The sequence below is a fragment of the Burkholderia semiarida genome, from assembly GCF_029268935.1.
Taxonomy (GTDB): domain Bacteria; phylum Pseudomonadota; class Gammaproteobacteria; order Burkholderiales; family Burkholderiaceae; genus Burkholderia; species Burkholderia semiarida.
Map to the genome: position 1 here is coordinate 1154741 of NZ_JAHLCL010000008.1, position 19205 is coordinate 1173945.

General features: G+C 66.8%; 15 protein-coding genes and 1 pseudogene. 12 read left to right on the top strand and 4 right to left on the bottom strand.

Going from position 1 to position 19205, the window contains the following annotated elements; all coding sequences use genetic code 11:
- Positions 1-35: 35 nt before the first annotated feature.
- From KPB06_RS28455 to KPB06_RS28490, 8 genes are all read left to right on the top strand, one after another.
- Positions 36-656 (top strand): TetR/AcrR family transcriptional regulator, encoded by a 621-nt coding sequence (locus KPB06_RS28455; protein ID WP_059574390.1) that lies wholly within the window; start codon positions 36-38, stop codon positions 654-656.
- 233 nt (positions 657-889) lie between these two features.
- Complete coding sequence (locus tag KPB06_RS28460) at positions 890-1948, top strand: NADP-dependent oxidoreductase (RefSeq protein WP_059574389.1); 1059 nt, start codon at positions 890-892, stop codon at positions 1946-1948.
- A 90-nt stretch (positions 1949-2038) separates the two neighbouring features.
- Positions 2039-2338 carry a putative quinol monooxygenase gene (locus KPB06_RS28465; protein ID WP_059574388.1) on the top strand — a complete coding sequence of 100 codons (300 nt, stop codon included), beginning with the start codon at positions 2039-2041 and terminating at the stop codon, positions 2336-2338.
- A gap of 150 nt (positions 2339-2488) precedes the next feature.
- Positions 2489-2944: a (2Fe-2S)-binding protein gene (locus KPB06_RS28470; protein ID WP_099317459.1), complete on the top strand. Its 456-nt coding sequence runs from the start codon at positions 2489-2491 to the stop codon at positions 2942-2944.
- A gap of 1 nt (position 2945) precedes the next feature.
- Entirely contained in the window at positions 2946-5165 is a 2220-nt protein-coding gene (locus KPB06_RS28475; protein WP_099317460.1) for a xanthine dehydrogenase family protein molybdopterin-binding subunit, read from the top strand.
- Between the two features lie 14 nt (positions 5166-5179).
- Complete coding sequence (locus KPB06_RS28480; RefSeq protein WP_275905834.1) at positions 5180-6484, top strand: c-type cytochrome; 1305 nt, start codon at positions 5180-5182, stop codon at positions 6482-6484.
- A gap of 151 nt (positions 6485-6635) precedes the next feature.
- Entirely contained in the window at positions 6636-8081 is a 1446-nt protein-coding gene (locus KPB06_RS28485; RefSeq protein ID WP_059574384.1) for an NAD-dependent succinate-semialdehyde dehydrogenase, read from the top strand.
- A 254-nt stretch (positions 8082-8335) separates the two neighbouring features.
- On the top strand, positions 8336-9826 hold the full coding sequence (locus KPB06_RS28490; protein ID WP_059574381.1) for an ISNCY family transposase: 1491 nt from the start codon (positions 8336-8338) through the stop codon (positions 9824-9826).
- 198 nt (positions 9827-10024) lie between these two features.
- On the opposite strand, the gene KPB06_RS28495 is transcribed toward KPB06_RS28490, so the two are convergent.
- Positions 10025-10423, bottom strand: a complete 399-nt coding sequence (locus KPB06_RS28495; RefSeq protein WP_059574380.1) for a RidA family protein — start codon at positions 10421-10423, stop codon at positions 10025-10027.
- A 110-nt stretch (positions 10424-10533) separates the two neighbouring features.
- On the opposite strand from KPB06_RS28495, the gene KPB06_RS28500 reads away from it, so the two are divergent.
- From KPB06_RS28500 to KPB06_RS28515, 4 genes and pseudogenes are all read left to right on the top strand, one after another.
- Positions 10534-11493, top strand: a complete 960-nt coding sequence (locus KPB06_RS28500) for a LysR substrate-binding domain-containing protein (protein ID WP_059574379.1) — start codon at positions 10534-10536, stop codon at positions 11491-11493.
- 348 nt (positions 11494-11841) lie between these two features.
- Positions 11842-13052, top strand: a pseudogene (locus tag KPB06_RS28505) (porin).
- A 417-nt stretch (positions 13053-13469) separates the two neighbouring features.
- On the top strand, positions 13470-13961 hold the full coding sequence (gene pal, locus KPB06_RS28510) for a peptidoglycan-associated lipoprotein Pal (RefSeq protein WP_124659274.1): 492 nt from the start codon (positions 13470-13472) through the stop codon (positions 13959-13961).
- 133 nt (positions 13962-14094) lie between these two features.
- Complete coding sequence (locus KPB06_RS28515; protein ID WP_180278239.1) at positions 14095-14250, top strand: hypothetical protein; 156 nt, start codon at positions 14095-14097, stop codon at positions 14248-14250.
- Positions 14251-14342: 92 nt separating this feature from the next.
- Here KPB06_RS28515 and KPB06_RS28520 read toward each other — a convergent pair whose 3' ends face one another.
- The 3 genes from KPB06_RS28520 to KPB06_RS28530 are packed head-to-tail and all read right to left on the bottom strand — an operon-like array spanning position 14343 to position 19173.
- Complete coding sequence (locus KPB06_RS28520; protein ID WP_275905832.1) at positions 14343-15605, bottom strand: cytochrome c; 1263 nt, start codon at positions 15603-15605, stop codon at positions 14343-14345.
- The gene (locus tag KPB06_RS28525) at positions 15602-16300 is read right to left on the bottom strand and encodes a (2Fe-2S)-binding protein (protein WP_275905831.1); all 699 of its coding nucleotides are present in this window, start codon (positions 16298-16300) and stop codon (positions 15602-15604) included. The genes KPB06_RS28520 and KPB06_RS28525 overlap by 4 nt, the downstream gene beginning before the upstream one ends.
- A complete protein-coding gene (locus KPB06_RS28530) occupies positions 16297-19173 on the bottom strand; it encodes a xanthine dehydrogenase family protein molybdopterin-binding subunit (RefSeq protein ID WP_275905830.1) in 2877 nt (958 codons plus the stop codon). The genes KPB06_RS28525 and KPB06_RS28530 overlap by 4 nt, the downstream gene beginning before the upstream one ends.
- Positions 19174-19205 lie beyond the last annotated feature (32 nt).

A 19205-nucleotide genomic window follows, 5' to 3' on the forward strand; every position in this document is an offset into this window, starting at 1 on the left:
GACGACCGGTCTAATCGTTGCTACCATACGCCATCATGAATGCATCTTCAGGCGCCGAAGTCCGCCAGCACATCCTGAACATCGCGAAGCCGATCATGCTCCACAAGGGCTTTTCGGCGGTCGGTCTGAACGAGATTCTCGCCGCGGCGGGCATCCCGAAGGGCTCGTTCTACCATTACTTCGGCTCGAAAGAGGCATTCGGCGAAGCGTTGCTCGAATCGTATTTCGAAGGCTATCTCGCGCATCTCGACAAGCTGTTCAAGCAGCAGGCCGGCACGGGCGCCGAGCGCCTGATGACGTACTGGGGCAACTGGCTGCACACGCAGTGCGCGGACGATCCGGAAGGCAAGTGCCTCGCGGTCAAGCTGGGCGCCGAAGTGTCGGACCTGTCGGAAGCGATGCGCGCGGTACTGCGGCGCGGCACCAGTCAGATCATCGAGCGGCTCGCGGGCGGCATCGAGGCCGGGCTGGCCGACGGTTCGCTGAGCGGCGTCGACGATCCGTCGCACGCGGCCGCGATCCTGTACGAGCTGTGGCTGGGCGCGACACTGCTGGAAAAGATTCACCGCAACCGCAAACCGCTCGAGAGGGCGATGATCGAAACGCGGCGCATGCTGAATCTGCCGCCGGCCGCGTCCGACGGCGCGCAGTCGTAATTCCGGCGCGCATGGCGCGCCTTGTTTTTGCCCTGATTATAGACGACTGGTCTACTCAATCATTCATGACGAACGCTATACGCCGCGTTACGCTGTCCCGATCGCTCCCACCGCCTGTCTGCGACCGCCCCGGCCACACCGCCGCGGCCGTCGGGGGCGCGCACTTCCTGCTGGTCCATCCCTGATCCGATCGTGCCCACGACGCACGTTCATTCCTGTTGACGGAGGCTCACATGCCGCAAAGCAAGACTGCAAACCGCCAGATCGTCCTGAATTCGCGCCCGGTCGGCGCACCGACACCGGACAACTTCCGCGCCGAAACCGGCGACGTGCCGGTGCCCGGCGCCGGCCAGGTCCTGCTGCGCACCGTCTGGCTGTCGCTGGACCCGTACATGCGCGGCCGGATGAGCGACGCGCCGTCCTACGCACCGCCGGCCGAACTCGGCCAGCCGATGGTCGGCGGCACGGTCAGCCGCGTGGTGTCGTCGAATCTGCCGGCGTTTCGCGAAGGCGATCTCGTCGTCGCCGGCGCCGGCTGGCAGGACTATGCGCTGTCCGACGGGCGCGACCTGATCCCGCTCGGCCGCGACTTCGCGCACCCGTCGTACGCGCTCGGCGTGCTCGGCATGCCGGGCTTCACCGCCTACACGGGCCTGTTGAAGATCGGCGAGCCGAAGGCCGGCGAAACCGTGGTCGTCGCGGCCGCGAGCGGCGCGGTCGGCGCGGTGGTCGGCCAGATCGCGAAGCTGAAGGGCTGCCGCGTGGTCGGCGTCGCGGGCGGCGCCGACAAGTGCGCGTACGTGACCGGTACGCTCGGCTTCGACGCATGCGTCGACCACCACGATCCGGCGTTTGCCGCGAAGCTGAAGGATGCGTGCCCGAACGGCATCGACATCTATTTCGAGAACGTCGGCGGCGCCGTGTTCGACGCGGTGTGGCCGCTGCTGAACGACCATGCGCGCGTGCCCGTCTGCGGAATCATCGCGCATTACAACGACGCGGCATACGACGACAAGGCCGTGTCGACCGGCCGTGACCGCGTGCCGGCGCTGATGGGCGCGATCCTGCGCAAGCGCATCCGCGTGCAGGGCTTCATCATCCTCGATCACTATGCGACCGGCTATGCGCCGTTCCTGAAGGACATGACCGAATGGGTCGCGCAGGGCAAGGTGAAGACGCGCGAGGACGTCGTTCCCGATCTCGCCGACGCGCCGCAAGCACTGATCGGCCTGCTCGCCGGCAAGAATTTCGGCAAGGTCGTCGTGCGCGTCGGCCCGGACGAGCTGGCCTGATCCCGCCGCACGGCGACATACCCGCTGCACGCTGGCGCCGCGAGACGCCGGCTTGTGGCATGCTCGTTTCCGTTTTCAAAGGAGTGAAAAATGGCGCTTCACGTGATCGCTTCGCTGTTCCTGAAACCCGAACACGCGCAGGCCGCCGAGGCCGAACTGCGCAGCATGGTCGCGAAGACGCGCACCGAGCCGGGCAACCGCCGCTACGACCTGTTCCGCGAGCAGGACGGATCGCCGAACCTGCATCTGTACGAGATCTACGACGACCAGGCGGCATTCGACGCGCACCTCGCGAGCCCGTATTTCGGCGAATTCCGCACGAAGTCGGCCGAGTGGTTCACCGCACCTCCGGTGATCAAGGTGCTGTCGGCCATCGACGTGGCCGAGTAACCACGCAAGCAAGCAACACCGCCGCGGCTCGCCCGCACCCGGGCCGCGGGGGCACCCGTTGCGCACGACGCAACGGCGATGACGACGACCCTGCGGCGCAGCGCGCCTCGTTCGCGCCGCTTCCCCAAATACAACGGCCCCGGAGGCTGAATGATCACCCTCAACATCAACGGCGAAACCCGCTCGGTCGACGCCCCCGACGACATGCCCTTGCTCTGGGTACTGCGCGACGTCGTCGGCCTCACCGGCACCAAGTTCGGCTGCGGCATCGCGCAATGCGGCGCGTGCACCGTGCATCTCGACGGTGTGGCCGCACGTTCGTGCGTGCTGCCGGTCGCGGCCGTCGCCGGCCGCAAGATCACGACGATCGAGGCCGTCGGCGCGACGCCGGCCGGCCACAAGGTCCAGCAGGCGTGGCGCGAGCTCGACGTCGTCCAGTGCGGCTACTGCCAGTCGGGGCAGGTGATGGCCGCCACCGCGCTGATCGCATCGAACCCGAACCCGACCGATGCGGATATCGACGCGGCGATGGCCGGCAACATCTGCCGCTGCGGCACGTACCACCGGATTCGCGCGGCCGTCAAACAAGCCGCAAAAGGAGCCTGACATGTCACGCGGACTGATCGAAGCAGGTCGGGCCGGCGCGAGCGTGTCGCGCCGGTCGTTTCTGAAACTCGGCATGTCGCTCGGCGCCGCCGCCGGCGGCGGCTTGCTGCTCGGCTTCAGCCTGCCGGCGGCCGGTGACGATACACGTCGCTCGGTGATCGGCGGCGACGCCGCCGAACCCGCGCCGCCCGGCGTGTTCGCGCCGAACGCGTTCGTGCAGATCGACCGCGCCGGCAAGGTCACGCTGGTGATGCCGAAGGTCGAGATGGGGCAGGGTGTCTATACGGCGCTGCCGATGCTGATCGCGGAAGAGCTCGAAGTGCCGCTGTCGAGCGTGACGCTCGATCATGCGCCGCCCAACGAGAAACTGTTCCTCGACCCGCTGCTCGGCGGCCAGCTCACCGGCGGCTCGACGTCGGTGCGCTACGCGTGGGAGCCGCTGCGCCGCGCGGGCGCCACCGCGCGCACGCTGCTGGTCTCGGCGGCCGCGAAGCAATGGAGCGTCGATCCGGCGAGCTGCCGCGCGGCGAACGGCGAAGTGCAGCATCCGCCGAGCGGGCGGCGCGCATCGTACGGCCAGTTGGCCGACGCGGCGGCGAAGCTCCCGGTGCCGAAGGACGTCGTGCTGAAGCAGCCGGCGGATTTCAAGCTGATCGGCACGCCCGCGAAGCGCCTCGATTCGCCGGAGAAGGTCGACGGCACCGCGCAGTTCGGGCTCGACGTGCGCCTGCCCGGGATGCTGTACGCGGTGATCGTGAACAGCCCGGTGTTCGGCGGCACGGTTGCGAGCGTTGACGACACGGCCGCGAAGAAGATCCCCGGCGTGCGCCAGGTCGTGCGCGTCGACAACGCGGTCGCGGTGGTCGGCGATCACACGTGGGCCGCGAAGCGCGGCGCATCGGCGCTCGTCGTGAAGTGGAACGAAGGGGCGGGCGCGAAGGTGTCGACGAAGGATCTGTTCGCGGATCTCGCGCAGGCGGCGGCGAACGGCAAGGGCGCGGTCGCGCGCAAGGAAGGCGACGTCGGCAAGGCGTTCGCGAACGCGAAGACGCGCGTCGATGCCGTCTACGAACAGCCGCTGCTCGCCCACGCGACGATGGAGCCGGTGAACTGCACGGTGCACGTGCGCGGCGACGGCTGCGACATCTGGGTCGGCACGCAGGTGCCGACCCGCGCACGCGACACGGCGCAACAGTTGACCGGGCTGTCGCCCGACAAGATCGTCGTGCACAACCATCTGCTCGGCGGCGGATTCGGCCGACGGCTCGAAACCGACATGATCGGCCAGGCCGTGAAGGTCGGCAAACAGGTCAATGCCCCGGTGAAGGTGATCTGGACGCGCGAGGAAGACGTCCAGCACGACATGTACCGGCCGTGCTACTACGACAAGATCTCCGCCGGCCTCGACGCGAACGGCAAGCCGGTTGCGTGGCAGCACCGGATCGTCGGCTCGTCGATCCTCGCGCGCTTCGCGCCGCCCGCGGTCAAGGACGGCGTCGATCCCGACGCGGTCGAGGTTGCGGCCGAACTGCCGTACGACCTGCCGAACCAGCTCGTCGACTACGTGCGCCAGGAGCCGCGCCACGTGCCGACCGCGTTCTGGCGCGGCGTCGGGCCGACGCGCAGCACGTTCGTCGTCGAAAGCTTCATCGACGAACTCGCCGCGCAGACCAAGACCGACCCGGTGCAGTACCGCCGCGCGCTGCTCGACAAGTCGCCGCGCGCCCGCAACGTGCTCGACGTCGCGACGAAGGCGGCCGGCTGGGGCGCGTCGCTGCCGAAGGGGCAGGGGCGCGGCGTATCGGTGATGCATGCGTTCGGCAGCTTCTTCTCGATCGTCATCGACGTCGCGGTGGACGGCGGCGAGGTGCAGGTCAAGCGCGCCGTGTGCGCGGTCGATTGCGGGATGGTCGTGAATCCGAACACGATCGAGGCGCAGGTGCAGGGCGGCATCATCTTCGGGATCACGGGCGCGCTGTACGGCGAGATCACGATCGAGGACGGCCGCGTCGTGCAGAGCAACTTCACCGACTACCGGATGATGCGAATCAACGAGGTGCCGCCGATCGAAGTCCATCTGGTGAAGAGCGGCGAGGCGCCGGGCGGGATCGGCGAGCCGGGCACGGCCGCGACCGCGGCGGCGCTGTCGAACGCGATCTTCGCGGCCACCGGCACGCGGCTGCGCAAGCTGCCGGTCGGCAACCAGCTGAAAACGGCCTGAGGGGAGGGACGACCATGCGACATCTCACCTTGAACCTGAAGGCGCTGCGCGCGTCGCTGCTTGCGCTGTCCGCACTGCTGGCCGGCACGGCCGCGCATGCCGCGCAAACGGCGCCCGCCGACAGCGCGCTCGTCGCTCGCGGCGCGTATCTCGCGAAAGCCGGCGACTGCGTCGCGTGCCATACCGCGCCGCGCGGCACGCCGTTCGCGGGCGGCCTGAAGATGGTCACGCCGATGGGCGCGATCTACACGACCAACATCACGCCCGATCCGGATACGGGCATCGGCGGCTATACCGAGGCCGATTTCGCCAGCGCGTTGCGCAAGGGCGTCGCGAAGGACGGCCACAACCTGTATCCGGCGATGCCGTATCCGTCGTACGCGAAGCTGAAGGACGACGACGTGAAGGCGCTGTATGCGTACTTCATGCACGGCGTCGAACCGGTGAAGCAGGCGAACCGGCCGTCCGACATCCCGTGGCCGCTCAACATGCGTTGGCCGCTCGCGTTGTGGAACATGGTGTTCCTCGATTCCACACCGTACGCGGACAAGCCGGCGAAGGATGCGGTGTGGAACCGCGGCGCGTATCTCGTGCAGGGGCTCGGGCACTGCGGGTCGTGCCACACGCCGCGCGGCGTCGGCTTCCAGGAGAAGGCGCTCGACGAAAGCGGCGCGGCGTTCCTGTCGGGCGCGTCGATCGACAACTGGTTCGCGTCGAACCTGACCGGCGAGCACAACACCGGGCTTGGCCGCTGGAACGAGGCGGACGTCGCGCAGTTCCTGAAGACCGGCGCGAATCAGCACGCGACCGCATTCGGCTCGATGGTGAGCGTGATCAACCACAGCACGCAGGAGCTGACCGACGACGATCTGGCCGCGATCTCGCGCTACCTGAAATCGCTGCCGGCGGCAGGCGGCACGGGCGCACCGCCGTACCGCTACGATCCGAAGCCGACGCAGGTCGCGCTGGGCCGGCCGGCAACGGATCCGGGCGCGAAGGTGTATAACGCTTACTGCCTGCATTGCCACGGTGTGGACGGGCGCGGCTATGCACCGCTGCTCGCGCCGCTCGCCGGCAATCCGAACGTGCTGGAGGCGGACGCATCGTCGCTGATCAACGTGACGTTGAACGGCAGCGACACGCTCGTGATCGGTGGCGTGCCGTCCGCGTATCCGATGCCGGCGTTCTCGAACCAGTTGAACGACCAGCAGATCGCCGACGTGCTGACGTTCATGCGCGCCGGGTGGAACAACGGCGCGCCGGCCGTGCAGGCGGCGGACGTCGCGAAACTCCGCAAGGCGACGGCGGCCGCGCACTGAGCGCGGGGCGCCGCGAAACGAGGGCGGGCCGGCGTGCCTGCCGCCCATGCCGCCGGGTGCGTGCCTGCCCTGGCGGCATGGCTTTTTGTCAACCGGCGCGCGGCCGTTCGCGGCAGCGCGCGTTTTATCGACGCAATGTAGGGGTGTCTGGATGGCTAACGTGACTTATACGGATACGCAACTGCTGATCGACGGCGAGTGGGTCGACGCCGCGAGCGGCAGGACGATCGACGTCGTGAACCCGGCGACCGGCAAGCCGATCGGCAAGGTGGCCCACGCGGGCATCGCCGATCTCGACCGCGCGCTCGCCGCCGCCCAGCGCGGCTTCGAAGCATGGCGCAAGGTGCCCGCGCACGAGCGCGCGGCGACGATGCGCAAGGCGGCCGCGCTGGTGCGCGAGCGCGCGGACACGATCGCGCAGTTGATGACGCAGGAGCAGGGCAAGCCGCTCACCGAAGCGCGCGTCGAAGTGCTGTCAGCGGCCGACATCATCGAATGGTTCGCGGACGAGGGCCGCCGCGTGTACGGCCGGATCGTGCCGCCGCGCAACCTCGGTGCGCAGCAGACGGTCGTGAAGGAGCCGGTCGGCCCGGTCGCGGCGTTCACGCCGTGGAATTTCCCGGTCAACCAGGTCGTGCGCAAGCTGAGTGCCGCGCTCGCCACGGGTTGCTCGTTCCTCGTGAAGGCGCCGGAAGAAACCCCCGCATCGCCGGCCGCGCTGCTGCGCGCGTTCGTCGATGCGGGCGTGCCCGCGGGCGTGATCGGCCTCGTGTACGGCGATCCGGCTGAAATTTCGTCGTACCTGATTCCGCACCCGGTGATCCGCAAGGTCACGTTCACGGGTTCGACGCCGGTCGGCAAGCAACTGGCCGCGCTCGCGGGCCAGCACATGAAGCGCGCGACGATGGAACTGGGCGGCCACGCACCGGTGATCGTCGCCGAGGATGCGGACGTCGCGCTCGCGGTGAAGGCCGCCGGCGGTGCGAAATTCCGCAACGCGGGGCAGGTCTGCATTTCGCCGACGCGCTTTCTCGTGCACAACAGCATCCGCGACGAATTCACGCGCGCGCTGGTCAAGCATGCGGAAGGACTGAAGGTGGGCAACGGCCTCGACGAAGGCACGACGCTCGGCGCGCTCGCGAACCCGCGGCGCCTGAGCGCGATGGCGTCGGTCGTCGACAACGCGCGCAAGGTCGGCGCGAGCATCGAAACCGGCGGCGAGCGGATCGGTGCGGAAGGCAACTTCTTCGCACCGACCGTGATCGCGAACGTGCCGCTCGAAGCGGACGTGTTCAACAACGAGCCGTTCGGCCCGGTCGCGGCGATCCGCGGTTTCGACAAGCTGGAGGATGCGATCGCCGAGGCGAACCGTTTGCCGTTCGGTCTGGCCGGCTACGCGTTCACGCGTTCGTTCGCGAACGTGCATCTGCTGACGCAGCGCCTCGAAGTCGGGATGCTGTGGATCAACCAGCCGGCGACGCCGTGGCCGGAAATGCCGTTCGGCGGCGTGAAGGATTCGGGCTATGGGTCGGAAGGCGGGCCGGAAGCGCTGGAGCCGTATCTCGTTACGAAGTCGGTGACGGTGATGGCCGTTTGATGGCCGGGTGAATGCAGGCGCGCCGTTGTGGGTGCGGCGCGCCTGTTTTGCGGATTTCTCGACTCACGTCGGGATTGCGGAATCCGCGCGATGGAGGGTGTTCATGTCTATTCCTTACTTGACATAACGTGAATTATCACCCAAATAAGTGTGTAGCGGCTAGATAGAAATGTCCGCTTTTGGCTACATAGAGATGTCCGCATTCGGGCTGCGTAAGCTGACGGGCCGCCGGTTGTCCGGCGCCGGAGGCTGCGATGGCTGCAACGGAACGGATCACGATGACGATGCGCGAGCTGGATCGATTCAAGGTCATTCAGGACGTAGCCGACGGCAAGCTCAAACCATGGCGTGCAGCGGAACGGCTGGAGTTGACGACCCGCCAGGTTCGCCGGTTGGTCGCCCGGCTGCGCGAGCACGGGCCGGCAGGTTTGGTGTCGGGACACCGATCGAAGCCCGGCAACCGTCGTCTCGACCCGGGAGCCGCTGATCGTGCGCTGTCGATCATCCGCGATCGCTACGCCGATTTCGGGCCGACGCTGGCCTGCGAGAAGCTGTACGAATGCCACGGCATTCGGCTGGCCAAGGAGACGGTCAGGAAGCTGATGACGGACGCTGGGCTCTGGATTCCGCGCCGACAACGGCCGCCGAAGGTCTACCAGCCGCGCGCGCGTCGGGCGTGTCTGGGCGAACTGATCCAGATCGACGGCAGCGACCATCGGTGGTTCGAGGAACGGGCGCCGGCCTGCACACTGCTGGTGTATGTGGACGACGCGACGAGCCGGTTGATGATGCTGCACTTCACGCAGACCGAATCGACCTTCAGCTACTTCGAAGCGACGCGAGCGTACATCGAGCGGCACGGCAAACCTGGGGCGTTCTATAGCGACAAGGCCAGCGTGTTCCGCAACGTGACGCCAGGCAAGACCGGTAACCGCGTGACACCGTTCGGCCGGGCTATGTACGAACTGAACATCGACACGTTCTGCGCGAACAGCAGCTCGGCCAAGGGGCGCGTGGAGCGAGCGCACCTGACGTTGCAGGATCGATTGGTTAAGGAGATGCGATTGCGCGGGATCAACACGATGGCCGACGCCAACGCTTACGCGCCCTCCTTCATGGCCGCCCACAACACGCGCTTCGCGAAGCCGCCAAAGAGCGACTTCAATGCGCACCGGCCGTTGCGGGCCGACGAGAGTCTGGACCGGGCGCTGACGTGGCGCGAGCCGCGGAAAGTGACGAAGTCGCTCACGGTTCAGTACGACCGGGTGATGTATTTGCTGGACGACACGCCGGAGAATCGGAAGCTGATCGATCGAACGATCGAGGTGTGGGAGTACCCGGATGGGCGGATCGAAATCCGGTCTGACGATCGTGTGTTGCGCTGCAGACAATACGACCGTCTGGCCGAAATCGATCAAGGTGCCGTCGTCGAGCACAAGCGCTTGAGTCATGTACTGCAGGTCGCGCAAGCGCTTCAGGCGCAACGTGATAACAGCCGAATCGGTAAAGCGCCGTCTCGAACGCATCGTGGCGACTCGACGCGAACTAACCGAAACGAGGCTGAACCAGGCAAGAAGAAGCAACGCGAGATCACGCAGGCCGACGTCGAGCATGTGATCGTGGATCTGGCGCAACGTAGGCAACCCGCCAAGCCAGCAGACAAACCTGGCCGTCGGTCTGCAAAAGCTGGAGAAACAAGCGTGAGCGCCCTGCCCGTTCAGGCGCCGACCTTCGACACTGCGTAACGGTCAAAACGAGGAAAAAGACACAGCAAAACCAACCTTAAAACCGGACATTTTTAAATAGCTGGAAGGTGGACATCTGAATCCGGGTATGACACAAGTTGTAAGAGCAAAGTAGTAATGTCGCTTCTAGCTAAGTTCAGATGTCCGCTTTTCGGCCTATCGTAAGCTGTCCAGCCGCCGCGCGTACGACCACCGTTTCTACGACGTCGCTTCCGATACGACCGCGATCGCTTCGACCTCGATCAATGCGTCCGGCGAATACAGGGCCGAGACTTCGACGAGACTTTCCGCCGGATACGGCGCGGAAAACCATTCCCGACGCACGTCGACCATTCTGTCGAGGTACGCCATCGACTTCAGGAAGATCGTCGTCTTGACGACCTGATTCATTCCCGAACCGGCCGCTTTCAACGCACGCTCCAGATTGCCGAACGCGCGCCTCGCCTGACGATCGAAATCGCCGGGACCTTCGATTTCACCGTCCTCGCCAATGGCAGGCTGCCCAGAAACGAAGACGAAACCGCCCACCCGAATTGCTTGAGATAATGCAAACGGTACATAGGGATCGGGATTCGTGTGCACCTGTTCGATTTTCATGGAAGGCTCTCCGTCGAGTTCCGCGTGATTGTCAAGGATCGGAGTATCGATGGCGCTTTCGAGCGCAGCAAATGGTCAATTCTCACCTTACAGATGAGCTTTTCTAACCCATGCGCAAACTGCCTCCGTTGAGCGCGCTACGTGCATTCGAAGCCGCGGCGCGGCGCGCCGGCTTTAAAGCTGCGGCTGACGAACTCAATGTCACCCCTACCGCCATCAGCCACCAGATACGTCAACTCGAAGAATGGCTCGACGTCAAACTGTTCGAGCGCGAGACACGCGGAGTCCGGTTGACGGAAAACGGCAAGGCGCTGTTTCCGGCGCTTCGTGACGGCTTCGACAGCTTCGAGCGCGCCATCGAGGCAGCGCGAAACATCGACGAAACCAGGGTCGCGACGCTCACGTCCACGGTCGCATTCACCGCAAAATGCCTCGCCGCTCGCGCAGGCGGATTTCGTACCGCCTATCCCGATTGGACCCTTCGGCTCGACGCCACCAATGCCATCGTGGACCTCGATCAGTCCGCGCATGCATCGATTCGTTACGGTTCGGGCTACTATCCCGGGCTCATTTCGGAACCGCTTTTCAGGGACCGTTTTACGCCGGTGTGTCGTCCGCATTTGTCGATCTCCGACGAGAAAGACCTGCAGCGCGCGACGCTGATTCACTTCGATTGGGGGCCCGCCGTTCGCGACGATCAACGCGCGATTACATGGGCGCGCTGGCTGGAGGCGGCCAAAATACGCGGCACCGATCCGAACGACGGCCTCCGGTTCAACGACGAGGTCCATGCGATGCAAGCGACCCTTGCCGGACAGGGAATCGGCCTGATAAGCCTGACCCTGGTCTCCGACGAATTGGCCAACGGCACCTTGGTCCGGCCGTTCGACCTGGCGCTGGACAGCTTCCAGTACGATCTCGTCTATAGCCCTCGTTCCGCGACGAGACACGCAACCGAAATATTGCGCGACTGGGTGCTTCGGGAATTTGCCGGGCATCGATGTTCGGAAATCGCAAAAACAAACGCGAGCCTGCCGCCCGCTCACGCACCAGCCTGGGATACGACGTAAGCGTCATCGAGCGATAGCCCCTGTCGAGCCGACGCCGCCAATGCGACGATCGCCGCCGCCGTCGCGGCCGGTGCCGAACCCCGGCATCTGCCACGCCCTCCCCGCATGTCCGCCACCAGCCGCCAGACAGGCCGACACGCAATCGCGCAAGGGTGCGCGGCACCTCACGCATCGCCCCCGCACGCCCCCTCCCCGACTGCCTCCGTGCAGCCGACGCATCGCAATTCCAAGCGATTCCGCAGAGGACCTTTCCTGTGCAACGCCTTAATCGACCGCCGCACGATCTCCAATAATGGCCGCTCGATCCATCGGCCGTCAGGCCGCTCCCACACAACAACAAAAACACCTATGCATTCCTGCACAATGAACCCGCATGCCGGCGCGCGCATCGCGGGGACCGTCATTGCCGCCTGCCTGACCGGCTTCGTGCCGGATGTCGCGCTTGCCCAGAGCAGCGTGACGCTGTACGGCCTGATCGACACGTCGATCACCTACTCGAGCAACCAGCGCACGCGCGGCGCCGGCTCGCCCGGCGGCGGCAGCGTCGCGATGACGAGCGGCGCGCTGAACGCGTCGCGCTGGGGGCTGCACGGCCGCGAGGATCTCGGCGGCGGGATGGCCGCGGTCTTCACGCTCGAGAACGGCTTCTCCGGCACCACCGGCAAGCTGTCGCAGAAAGGCGTCGACCTGTTCGGCCGCCAGGCGTGGATCGGCGTGGGTTCGGAGACGGCCGGCACGCTGTCCTTCGGCCGCCAGTACGACCTGATCCTCGATTTCGTGACGCCGCTCGGCGCGGCCGGCCCGGCTGGGGCGGCAACCTCGCGGTCCACCCGTACGACAACGACGATTCGAACCGCAACCTGCGCATCAACAACGCGGTGAAGTACACGAGCCCGACGGTTCGCGGGCTCAGGTTCGGCGCAATGATCGGTTTCTCGAACACGGCCGGCCAGTTCTCCAACAACGCGGTGTGGAGCACGGGCGTGTCGTATGCGAACGGGCCGCTGAAGTTCGGCGCCGGCTACCTGAAGATCAGCCGCGACCGCAACGCATCGAACCCTGACGGCGCACTGAGCACCGTCGACGGCTCGGCGACGGTCACGGGCGGCAACCAGCAGATCTGGGCGATGGCGGGCCGTTATGCGTTCGGGCCGCACTCGGTCGGCGTCGCATGGTCGCATTCGACCACCGACGGCGTGACGGGCGTGCTCCAGGGCGGCAACATCGCCCCGCTGAAAGGCGAATCGCTGGTGTTCGACAATTTTTCGATCGACGGACGCTACTTCGTCACGCGGGCGTTGACCGTCGCCGCCGCGTACACGTACACGATGGGTCGCTTCGATACGCGCACGGGCCAGACGCGCCCGAAATGGAACCAGGTCGTCGCGCAGGCCGACTATGCGCTGTCCAAGCGCACGGATGCGTATCTCGAAGGCACCTATCAGCGCGTGAGCGGCGGCAACGGCAACCCCGCGTTCAACGCGACGGTCTGGACCTTGACGCCTTCCGCGAACAGCAACCAGGCCGTCGTCGCGCTGGGGCTGCGGCACAAGTTTTGACGACGCGGCGTGCGCCGCCGTGTCACGCTGCCGACCGGCTGCATCGGGCGAGCGCTTCCCGCATCACCCAAGCGCCATGACCGCCACCGACGAGGCCGCGCCCCGTGCGCGGCCTTTTTCGCTGTGGCAGGCGCTGCTTACCGCGCACCGCCCACGGAAGCAAGAATGCCTCCCGGCTGTCGCGTTTGCGCAAAAAATGCGAAGAAACTGGTCGCGTTGTGACATTTTTCCTAATCTGTTTGCAGCGACGCCGCGATCCGGCGTTCCGGTCGCAACATTCTTTCATCTGGCGCACCATCGGCTTACGAATCCGCATCGCGGCAGCGAAGCCGGACATTTCGCGCCATGGCGGCCGGACGGCTGCGTGCGAACGGCACGCGCCCCGCTTTCAACGCAGTCAACCGCTGGAGAAGAACGATGAGCAAAATGAACCGAATTGCGGTCCTGGCAACTTTCGTCCTGCTGGCCGGTTGCCACCACGCGGCGAAAACGCCCGAGAATGCCGGCGGGGCGCCGACGCCCTCGAGCGAAGCCGTCGCGACAGTGACGGCCGACGATCTGAACAATCCGAACAGCCCGCTCGCCAAGCGCAGCATCTACTTCGATTTCGACCAGTACTCGGTGAAGCCCGAATTCCAGTCGCTGCTGCAGGCGCATGCCGACTATCTGCGCAGCCATCCCGCGCGGCGCGTGCTGATCCAGGGCAACACCGACGAGCGCGGCACGTCGGAATACAACCTCGCGCTCGGCCAGCGCCGCTCGCAGGCCGTGGCGAGCGCGCTCGAAACGCTCGGCGTGCCGGCGACGCAACTCGAGGCGGTCAGCCTCGGCAAGGAAAAACCGGTCGCACTCGGCCACGACGAGGAAGCGTGGGCGCAGAATCGCCGCGCCGATCTCGTCTATCGTTGATCCAGGCGCCGCCGCCGCGGCGATACGCGAAAAGCATGGAATAAACGCTTCGCCGAAACGTCTTGTCATCGCGCAGGCGCGCGGTTCCCATGAGCCGCCTTTCCCGTGGCCTGCGCGCTGCAAGGAGATTGCAATGAAATCGGCAACGCTGGCTGCGACGCTGATCGCGGCGCTGGTGCTCATGCTGTCGGCGGGCTGTACGTCGTCGGGCAGCGGCGTCTCGCAAGGACCGGGCATGAGCCGGTACGGCGGCTCGGGAGGCAGCGGAGGTAGTGGCGGCGGCTACTGACGCGCCGCCGGACTGGCTTGAACGGGGCGTCACGCGCAAACGCGGCCGGCACTCGGCCGCGTCGCGCGCGACGCCCTGTTTCGTCGTCCGATTTATCGCCGCATCGCCTTCACGTCGGCCGGCGTGACGCTCGCGGGCTGGCCGCCCCACGTCGCGCGCAGATAGTTCGCGAGCTGCGCGAGTTCGTCGTCGCTCAGCGTGCGCGCGAAAGCCGGCATCGGCTGCAGGTTCTCGAAGCCGGCGAACTTCTGCTCGTCGATGCCGTCGAGCATCGCGACCAGCAGGTTGCGCGGGTCGTCCTGGCGCACCGTCGAGTTGCCGTTCATCGGCACCGCCACGTGCGGCTTGCCTTCGCCGTTGAAGCCGTGACAGCCCGCACAGACCGCGAGATACACCGAGCGGCCGGCGGCAAGCTGCGCGGTATCGGCCGACACCGGCTTCACCGGTTGCGACGCGGGCGGCGTATCGCCGAGCAGGTACACCGACAGCGCGCGCAGGTCGTCCTTCGTCAGGTACTGCGTGCTCAGGTGCACGACCGGATACATCTCGCCGAATGCCGAGCCTTGCGGCGCGATGCCGACGCCGAAGAACGTCTGCAGGTCGGCGCCCGTCCAGCCGCGCGCGGCGAGGCCGCCCGGCGTGATGTCGGGCGCGGCCACGCGGCCGAGCGCGGCCCCCGCGAACGGCTTCGCCCCGTCGAGCTGGCCCGTGAACGCGCGCGGCGTGTGGCATTCCGCGCAATGGCCGAGCGCGCCCGCGAGATAGCGGCCGCGCCGCCAGCCGGCGGATTGCCCGGCCGACGCATCCGGCAGGCTGTCCTTCAGGAACAGCATGTCCCAGAAGAGCATGCCGAAGCGCAGGTTGTACGGGAACTTCAGGTCGTGCGCGCGGTTTTCCTGCGCGACCGGCTTCACCGTCTTCAGGTACGCGTACATCGCATCGGCGTCGGCGCGCGTGAGCTGCCGGTACGACGTGTACGGCATCGACGGATACAGGCGCTTGCCCGGCGCCTTGCCGTCGTGCAGCGCGGCGTAGAAGTCGTCCGCGCTCCAGTTGCCAATTCCGTGTTCCTTGTCGGGCGTGATGTTCGAGCCGTAGAACGTGCCGAACGGTGATTCGAGCGCCGCCCCGCCGGCGAATGGCGCGCCGTCCTTCGCGGTGTGGCACGCCGCGCAGTCGGCAGCCTTGACGAGATAGCGGCCGCGCGCGATCGCATCGGCGCCGGGCGCGCCGGACGCCGCGCTCGACGCCGACGCGTCGTGGCCGCCGCAGGCGGCGAGCAGCAGCGCGCAGATCGCGGCGAGCGCGGGCAGGCCCGCGGCACGCGCGACACGATGAGCGAGTGTGCGTGTCATGCGGCGTCCTTCACGAGTCCTGGCGTCGTCAGCACCACGTCCTTGACGGCTTGGTAGTAGCGGACATAGCCCGTGCAGCGGCAGAGGTGCGCATCGAGCGCGTCGGTGATCGTGCGTTCCACGTCGGCCTTCGCGACCGGCTCGCGCTTCAGGCGTTCGATCAGCACGGTCGCCGCGTTGACGAAGCCGGGCGTGCAATAGCCGCACTGGAAGCTGAAGTGCTCGAGGAACTTCTGCTGGATCGGCGACAGCTCGACGACCTCGCCCGCCTCGTTGCGCTTCGCGTGGCCTTCGATCGTGCGGATCGAACGGCCATGGAAGAAGTGCGCGCCGGTGATGCAGGTGCGCATTTCCTCGCTCGTGCCGTCCGGCTGGTCGACGATCACGACGCACGCGTGGCAGATGCCCTGCCCGCAGCCGAGCCGCGAACCGGTGAGGCCCACGTACTCGTGCAGGAACTTGATCATCATCAGCCCTTCCGGCACCTGCATCGGGCCGACGGCGTTGCCGTTGATCCTGACCGACAGCGGCTTCTGCTGGAACCGAACGAGCGGACGTTCGACGGCAGCCGGTGCCGGTGCAGCCGGCGTGGCGGGAACGGACGCCGGGGCGGCCGAAGCCGCCGCCGGCACGGAAGCGCCGGTCGCAGCCGCGCTGGCGCTCGCGGCCGAAGCCGCGGTTTGGGCGGTCGTCATGCGAGCACCTCCTGAATCTTTTGCGGGGTCACCGGCAAGTCGGTGAAACGATGGCCGATCGCGTGCGCGATGCCGTTCACGATCGCGCCGACGACGGGGATCATCACCACTTCGGCGACACCCTTCGGCGGATCGGTCTCGGACAGCGGCGGCAGCACCTCGCCCGTTTGCGTCCAGACGGCGACGTCGGACGCGCGCGGCAACCGGTAACGGTTGAAGTTCCACGTGCCGTTGCCGGGGCCGTCCTCGTAGAGCGGCAGGTACTCGTGCAGCGCATGGCCGATGCCCATCGCGAGGCCGCCCTGCAACTGGCCCGACACGAGTTGCGGCGAAATCTGGTTGCCGCATTCCATGATCGAGTGGTGCGTGAGCAGTTCGACCTTGCCGGTCGCTTCGTGCACGGCCAGCTCGACGAGCGTGCCGACCGCCGTGTAGTACGTGACGGCCGCGTTGTTGCGGCTCGTCGGCGGGATGAACACGCGCTTGCGGTCCAGCACGCGGTAGCCGTTCGCGGTCGGCGGCAGCGTGCCGCGCAACGCGGTCGCGCCGGCCGGGGCGGCGGTGCCCGGGATCGGGCCGTCGTCGCCCGTCTTCGGCGCGCCGACACGCAGCGACAGCCCGTCGATCGGCAGACGCTCGACCGTGCCGCCCACCTCGAACTCGGCGTCGGTCCACTGCCAGCGGTTGAACACGTGCACGACGGCGCCGGTCGGCAGGCCGAGCGCATGCGCCTGCTTCGCGAGCTGCTCGAACGTCAGCGGCTCGAGGCCGTCGGCGGTCAGCTTGCCGTCGACCCAGCGCGCATCCTCGATGCGGATCGTGTACGGCGCGGCCTGGCCGCCGCCGAGGCCGCGCGTCCAGATCGACATCGCGGCCGGCCACAGCCCGTAGCGGAACACGGCGCGCGCGGCTTCGCGCGTGCTGTGCGTGAAGTAGTACGCCGAGTTCGTCGCGCTCGACGGCGATGCATAGCCCGGCGACCAGCGCGGGTTCGCGCTCAGGCGATCCTGGTCGGCCTGCGACATCAGATACGGATCGCCGCTCGTCTCGATCGGCAGGTCCGGCCATTCGGTCAGCGCCACGCGGACGTCGGTCGCCGGGCGGCCGAGCCATTTCGCGACCGCGACGGCCTGCGACGTCGACATCCCGGTGCCGATCTCGGCCGCCGTATGCTGCAGAGACACCTTGCCGTGCTCGTCGAATTCGACTTTCGCGAACGACGCTTCCGCGCCCGTGCCGAAATCCTTCTGCACGCACGCGAAGCCGACGCCGTAGCGCTTGCCCGGATGCGCGGCCTCGAATTCGACCTTGCGCGCGGCACGGCGCGTCCACAGCGGATGCTGCTTCGCCCGTTCGAGCACTTCGTCGACGCGCAGCGCACCGGCGGGAATCGCGCCCTGCGTGTTCTTCATCCCCGAACGCAGCGCGTTGCGCAGCCGAAAGTCGATCGGGTCGATGTTCAGTTGCGCGGCGATCTCGTCGATCGCCATCTCGGTCGCGGCCATGCTCTGCAGCGTGCCGTAGCCGCGTGCGGAACCGGCATCGATCGCGCGCGACGCGATCGCGACGGCCGCGAGATCGCTCTTCGGGAAGTAGTAGATCGATTGCGCGGCCGTGGCACCGACCATCGCGACCGACGGCGAGAAGTTCGAGCGCCCGCCGCCGTTCGCCTCGAAATCGCCCTTGAACGACTGCAGCAGGCCGGTGTTGCGATCGACCGCGATCCGGTAATGCATCTTGAACGCGTGACGCTTCAACGAGGTCTGGAACTGCTCGTAGCGGTCGTTCGCGAAACGCACCGGGCGGCCGTCCGCGTACAGCGCGCAGACGAGGCCGTAGAACGGCACGTTGAAGTGATCCTTCGAGCCGTAGCCGACCGTATAGCACGGATGCACGAACAGCTTCTTCACCGGGAAGCGGCATTTCGCGACCATCGCGGCCGCGTTCTCCGACACCTCGAGCGGCGACTGGGTCGGCACGACGAGGTGCAGCGCTTGCGTTGCAGCGTCGTACCAGCAGTTCGCGTTGTCGGGTTCGAGCGCGGCTGTATCGACCGACTGCGTGTTGTATTCGCGGTCGAACACGAGCCACTCGGCGGGCGGATGATCGAGTTCGGCACCGATCTGCCCGGCGAGGAACATGCCCTGCTCGTCGAGCTTGCCGTGCGCCTTGCCGTCCGGCCAGACCGGCAGGTGCTTGCGCATCATGCTCGGGAAGATCGGCGCGTCCTTCAGGCTCGAATAGACGTCGTCGTCATAGGCTGTCTTGCCGCCCACGCGCACATAGCGGAAGGTGCCCCACGGATCGCGTTCGAGCGGGCCCGTGACCGCGCCGTAGCGAATCACGTCGTCGCGAAACTTCAGCGCGTTCTTCGCGAAACGGAAGCGCGCGAAGTCGTGATAGATCAGGATCGCGACCGCATGGCCGAGATACGCAGGCGTCTTGCCGGCCGGCAACAGCATGTCGTCGCCGTAGAACGCCGGGAACGCGACGCCGTCGCGCGCGAGATCGTCGGCCGTGACGACGCGGTCCGGTTTCAGCTCATCGCCGAGCAGCGACAGGTCGAAGCCTTCGTACGTGCGGTCGGCCTGCGTGACGCGCAGGATCAGCGCGTGCGACTGCTGCTGCGGCCAGTGCGGCATGTCGGCGGCGCGCACGTCACGGGCGAACACTTTCGAGCCCGTGACCTTCGCGATGCCGTCGATGCGAAATTGGGGGATGCCGGTGACACTATCCCATTTGACGGGGGTGAGGAGTTTTTCTTCGAAGAGCGCCGCGAACGCGCGGCTGCCGATGGGCGCGACATACACAGCGACACCCGCCAGCACGCTGGCTTTCAGAAAACCCCGCCGTGACAGGCCGTGGTTTTTCATTTGGGGGGAACCTCCTGAGGCGGCTCGGACGG

What these genes read in the sequence shown, in the direction of transcription:
- KPB06_RS28455 (WP_059574390.1), top strand. Translation starts at nt 36, where the DNA reads ATGAATGCATCTTCAGGCGCCGAAGTCCGCCAGCACATCCTGAACATC.
- KPB06_RS28515 (WP_180278239.1), top strand. Translation starts at nt 14,095, where the DNA reads ATGAAATCGGCAACGCTGGCTGCGACGCTGATCGCGGCGCTGGTGCTC.
- KPB06_RS28470 (WP_099317459.1), top strand. Translation starts at nt 2,489, where the DNA reads ATGATCACCCTCAACATCAACGGCGAAACCCGCTCGGTCGACGCCCCC.
- KPB06_RS28530 (WP_275905830.1), bottom strand. Translation starts at nt 19,173, where the DNA reads ATGAAAAACCACGGCCTGTCACGGCGGGGTTTTCTGAAAGCCAGCGTG.
- KPB06_RS28460 (WP_059574389.1), top strand. Translation starts at nt 890, where the DNA reads ATGCCGCAAAGCAAGACTGCAAACCGCCAGATCGTCCTGAATTCGCGC.
- KPB06_RS28485 (WP_059574384.1), top strand. Translation starts at nt 6,636, where the DNA reads ATGGCTAACGTGACTTATACGGATACGCAACTGCTGATCGACGGCGAG.
- KPB06_RS28465 (WP_059574388.1), top strand. Translation starts at nt 2,039, where the DNA reads ATGGCGCTTCACGTGATCGCTTCGCTGTTCCTGAAACCCGAACACGCG.
- KPB06_RS28520 (WP_275905832.1), bottom strand. Translation starts at nt 15,605, where the DNA reads ATGACACGCACACTCGCTCATCGTGTCGCGCGTGCCGCGGGCCTGCCC.
- KPB06_RS28490 (WP_059574381.1), top strand. Translation starts at nt 8,336, where the DNA reads ATGGCTGCAACGGAACGGATCACGATGACGATGCGCGAGCTGGATCGA.
- KPB06_RS28475 (WP_099317460.1), top strand. Translation starts at nt 2,946, where the DNA reads ATGTCACGCGGACTGATCGAAGCAGGTCGGGCCGGCGCGAGCGTGTCG.
- KPB06_RS28480 (WP_275905834.1), top strand. Translation starts at nt 5,180, where the DNA reads ATGCGACATCTCACCTTGAACCTGAAGGCGCTGCGCGCGTCGCTGCTT.
- KPB06_RS28500 (WP_059574379.1), top strand. Translation starts at nt 10,534, where the DNA reads ATGCGCAAACTGCCTCCGTTGAGCGCGCTACGTGCATTCGAAGCCGCG.
- KPB06_RS28495 (WP_059574380.1), bottom strand. Translation starts at nt 10,423, where the DNA reads ATGAAAATCGAACAGGTGCACACGAATCCCGATCCCTATGTACCGTTT.
- pal (WP_124659274.1), top strand. Translation starts at nt 13,470, where the DNA reads ATGAGCAAAATGAACCGAATTGCGGTCCTGGCAACTTTCGTCCTGCTG.
- KPB06_RS28525 (WP_275905831.1), bottom strand. Translation starts at nt 16,300, where the DNA reads ATGACGACCGCCCAAACCGCGGCTTCGGCCGCGAGCGCCAGCGCGGCT.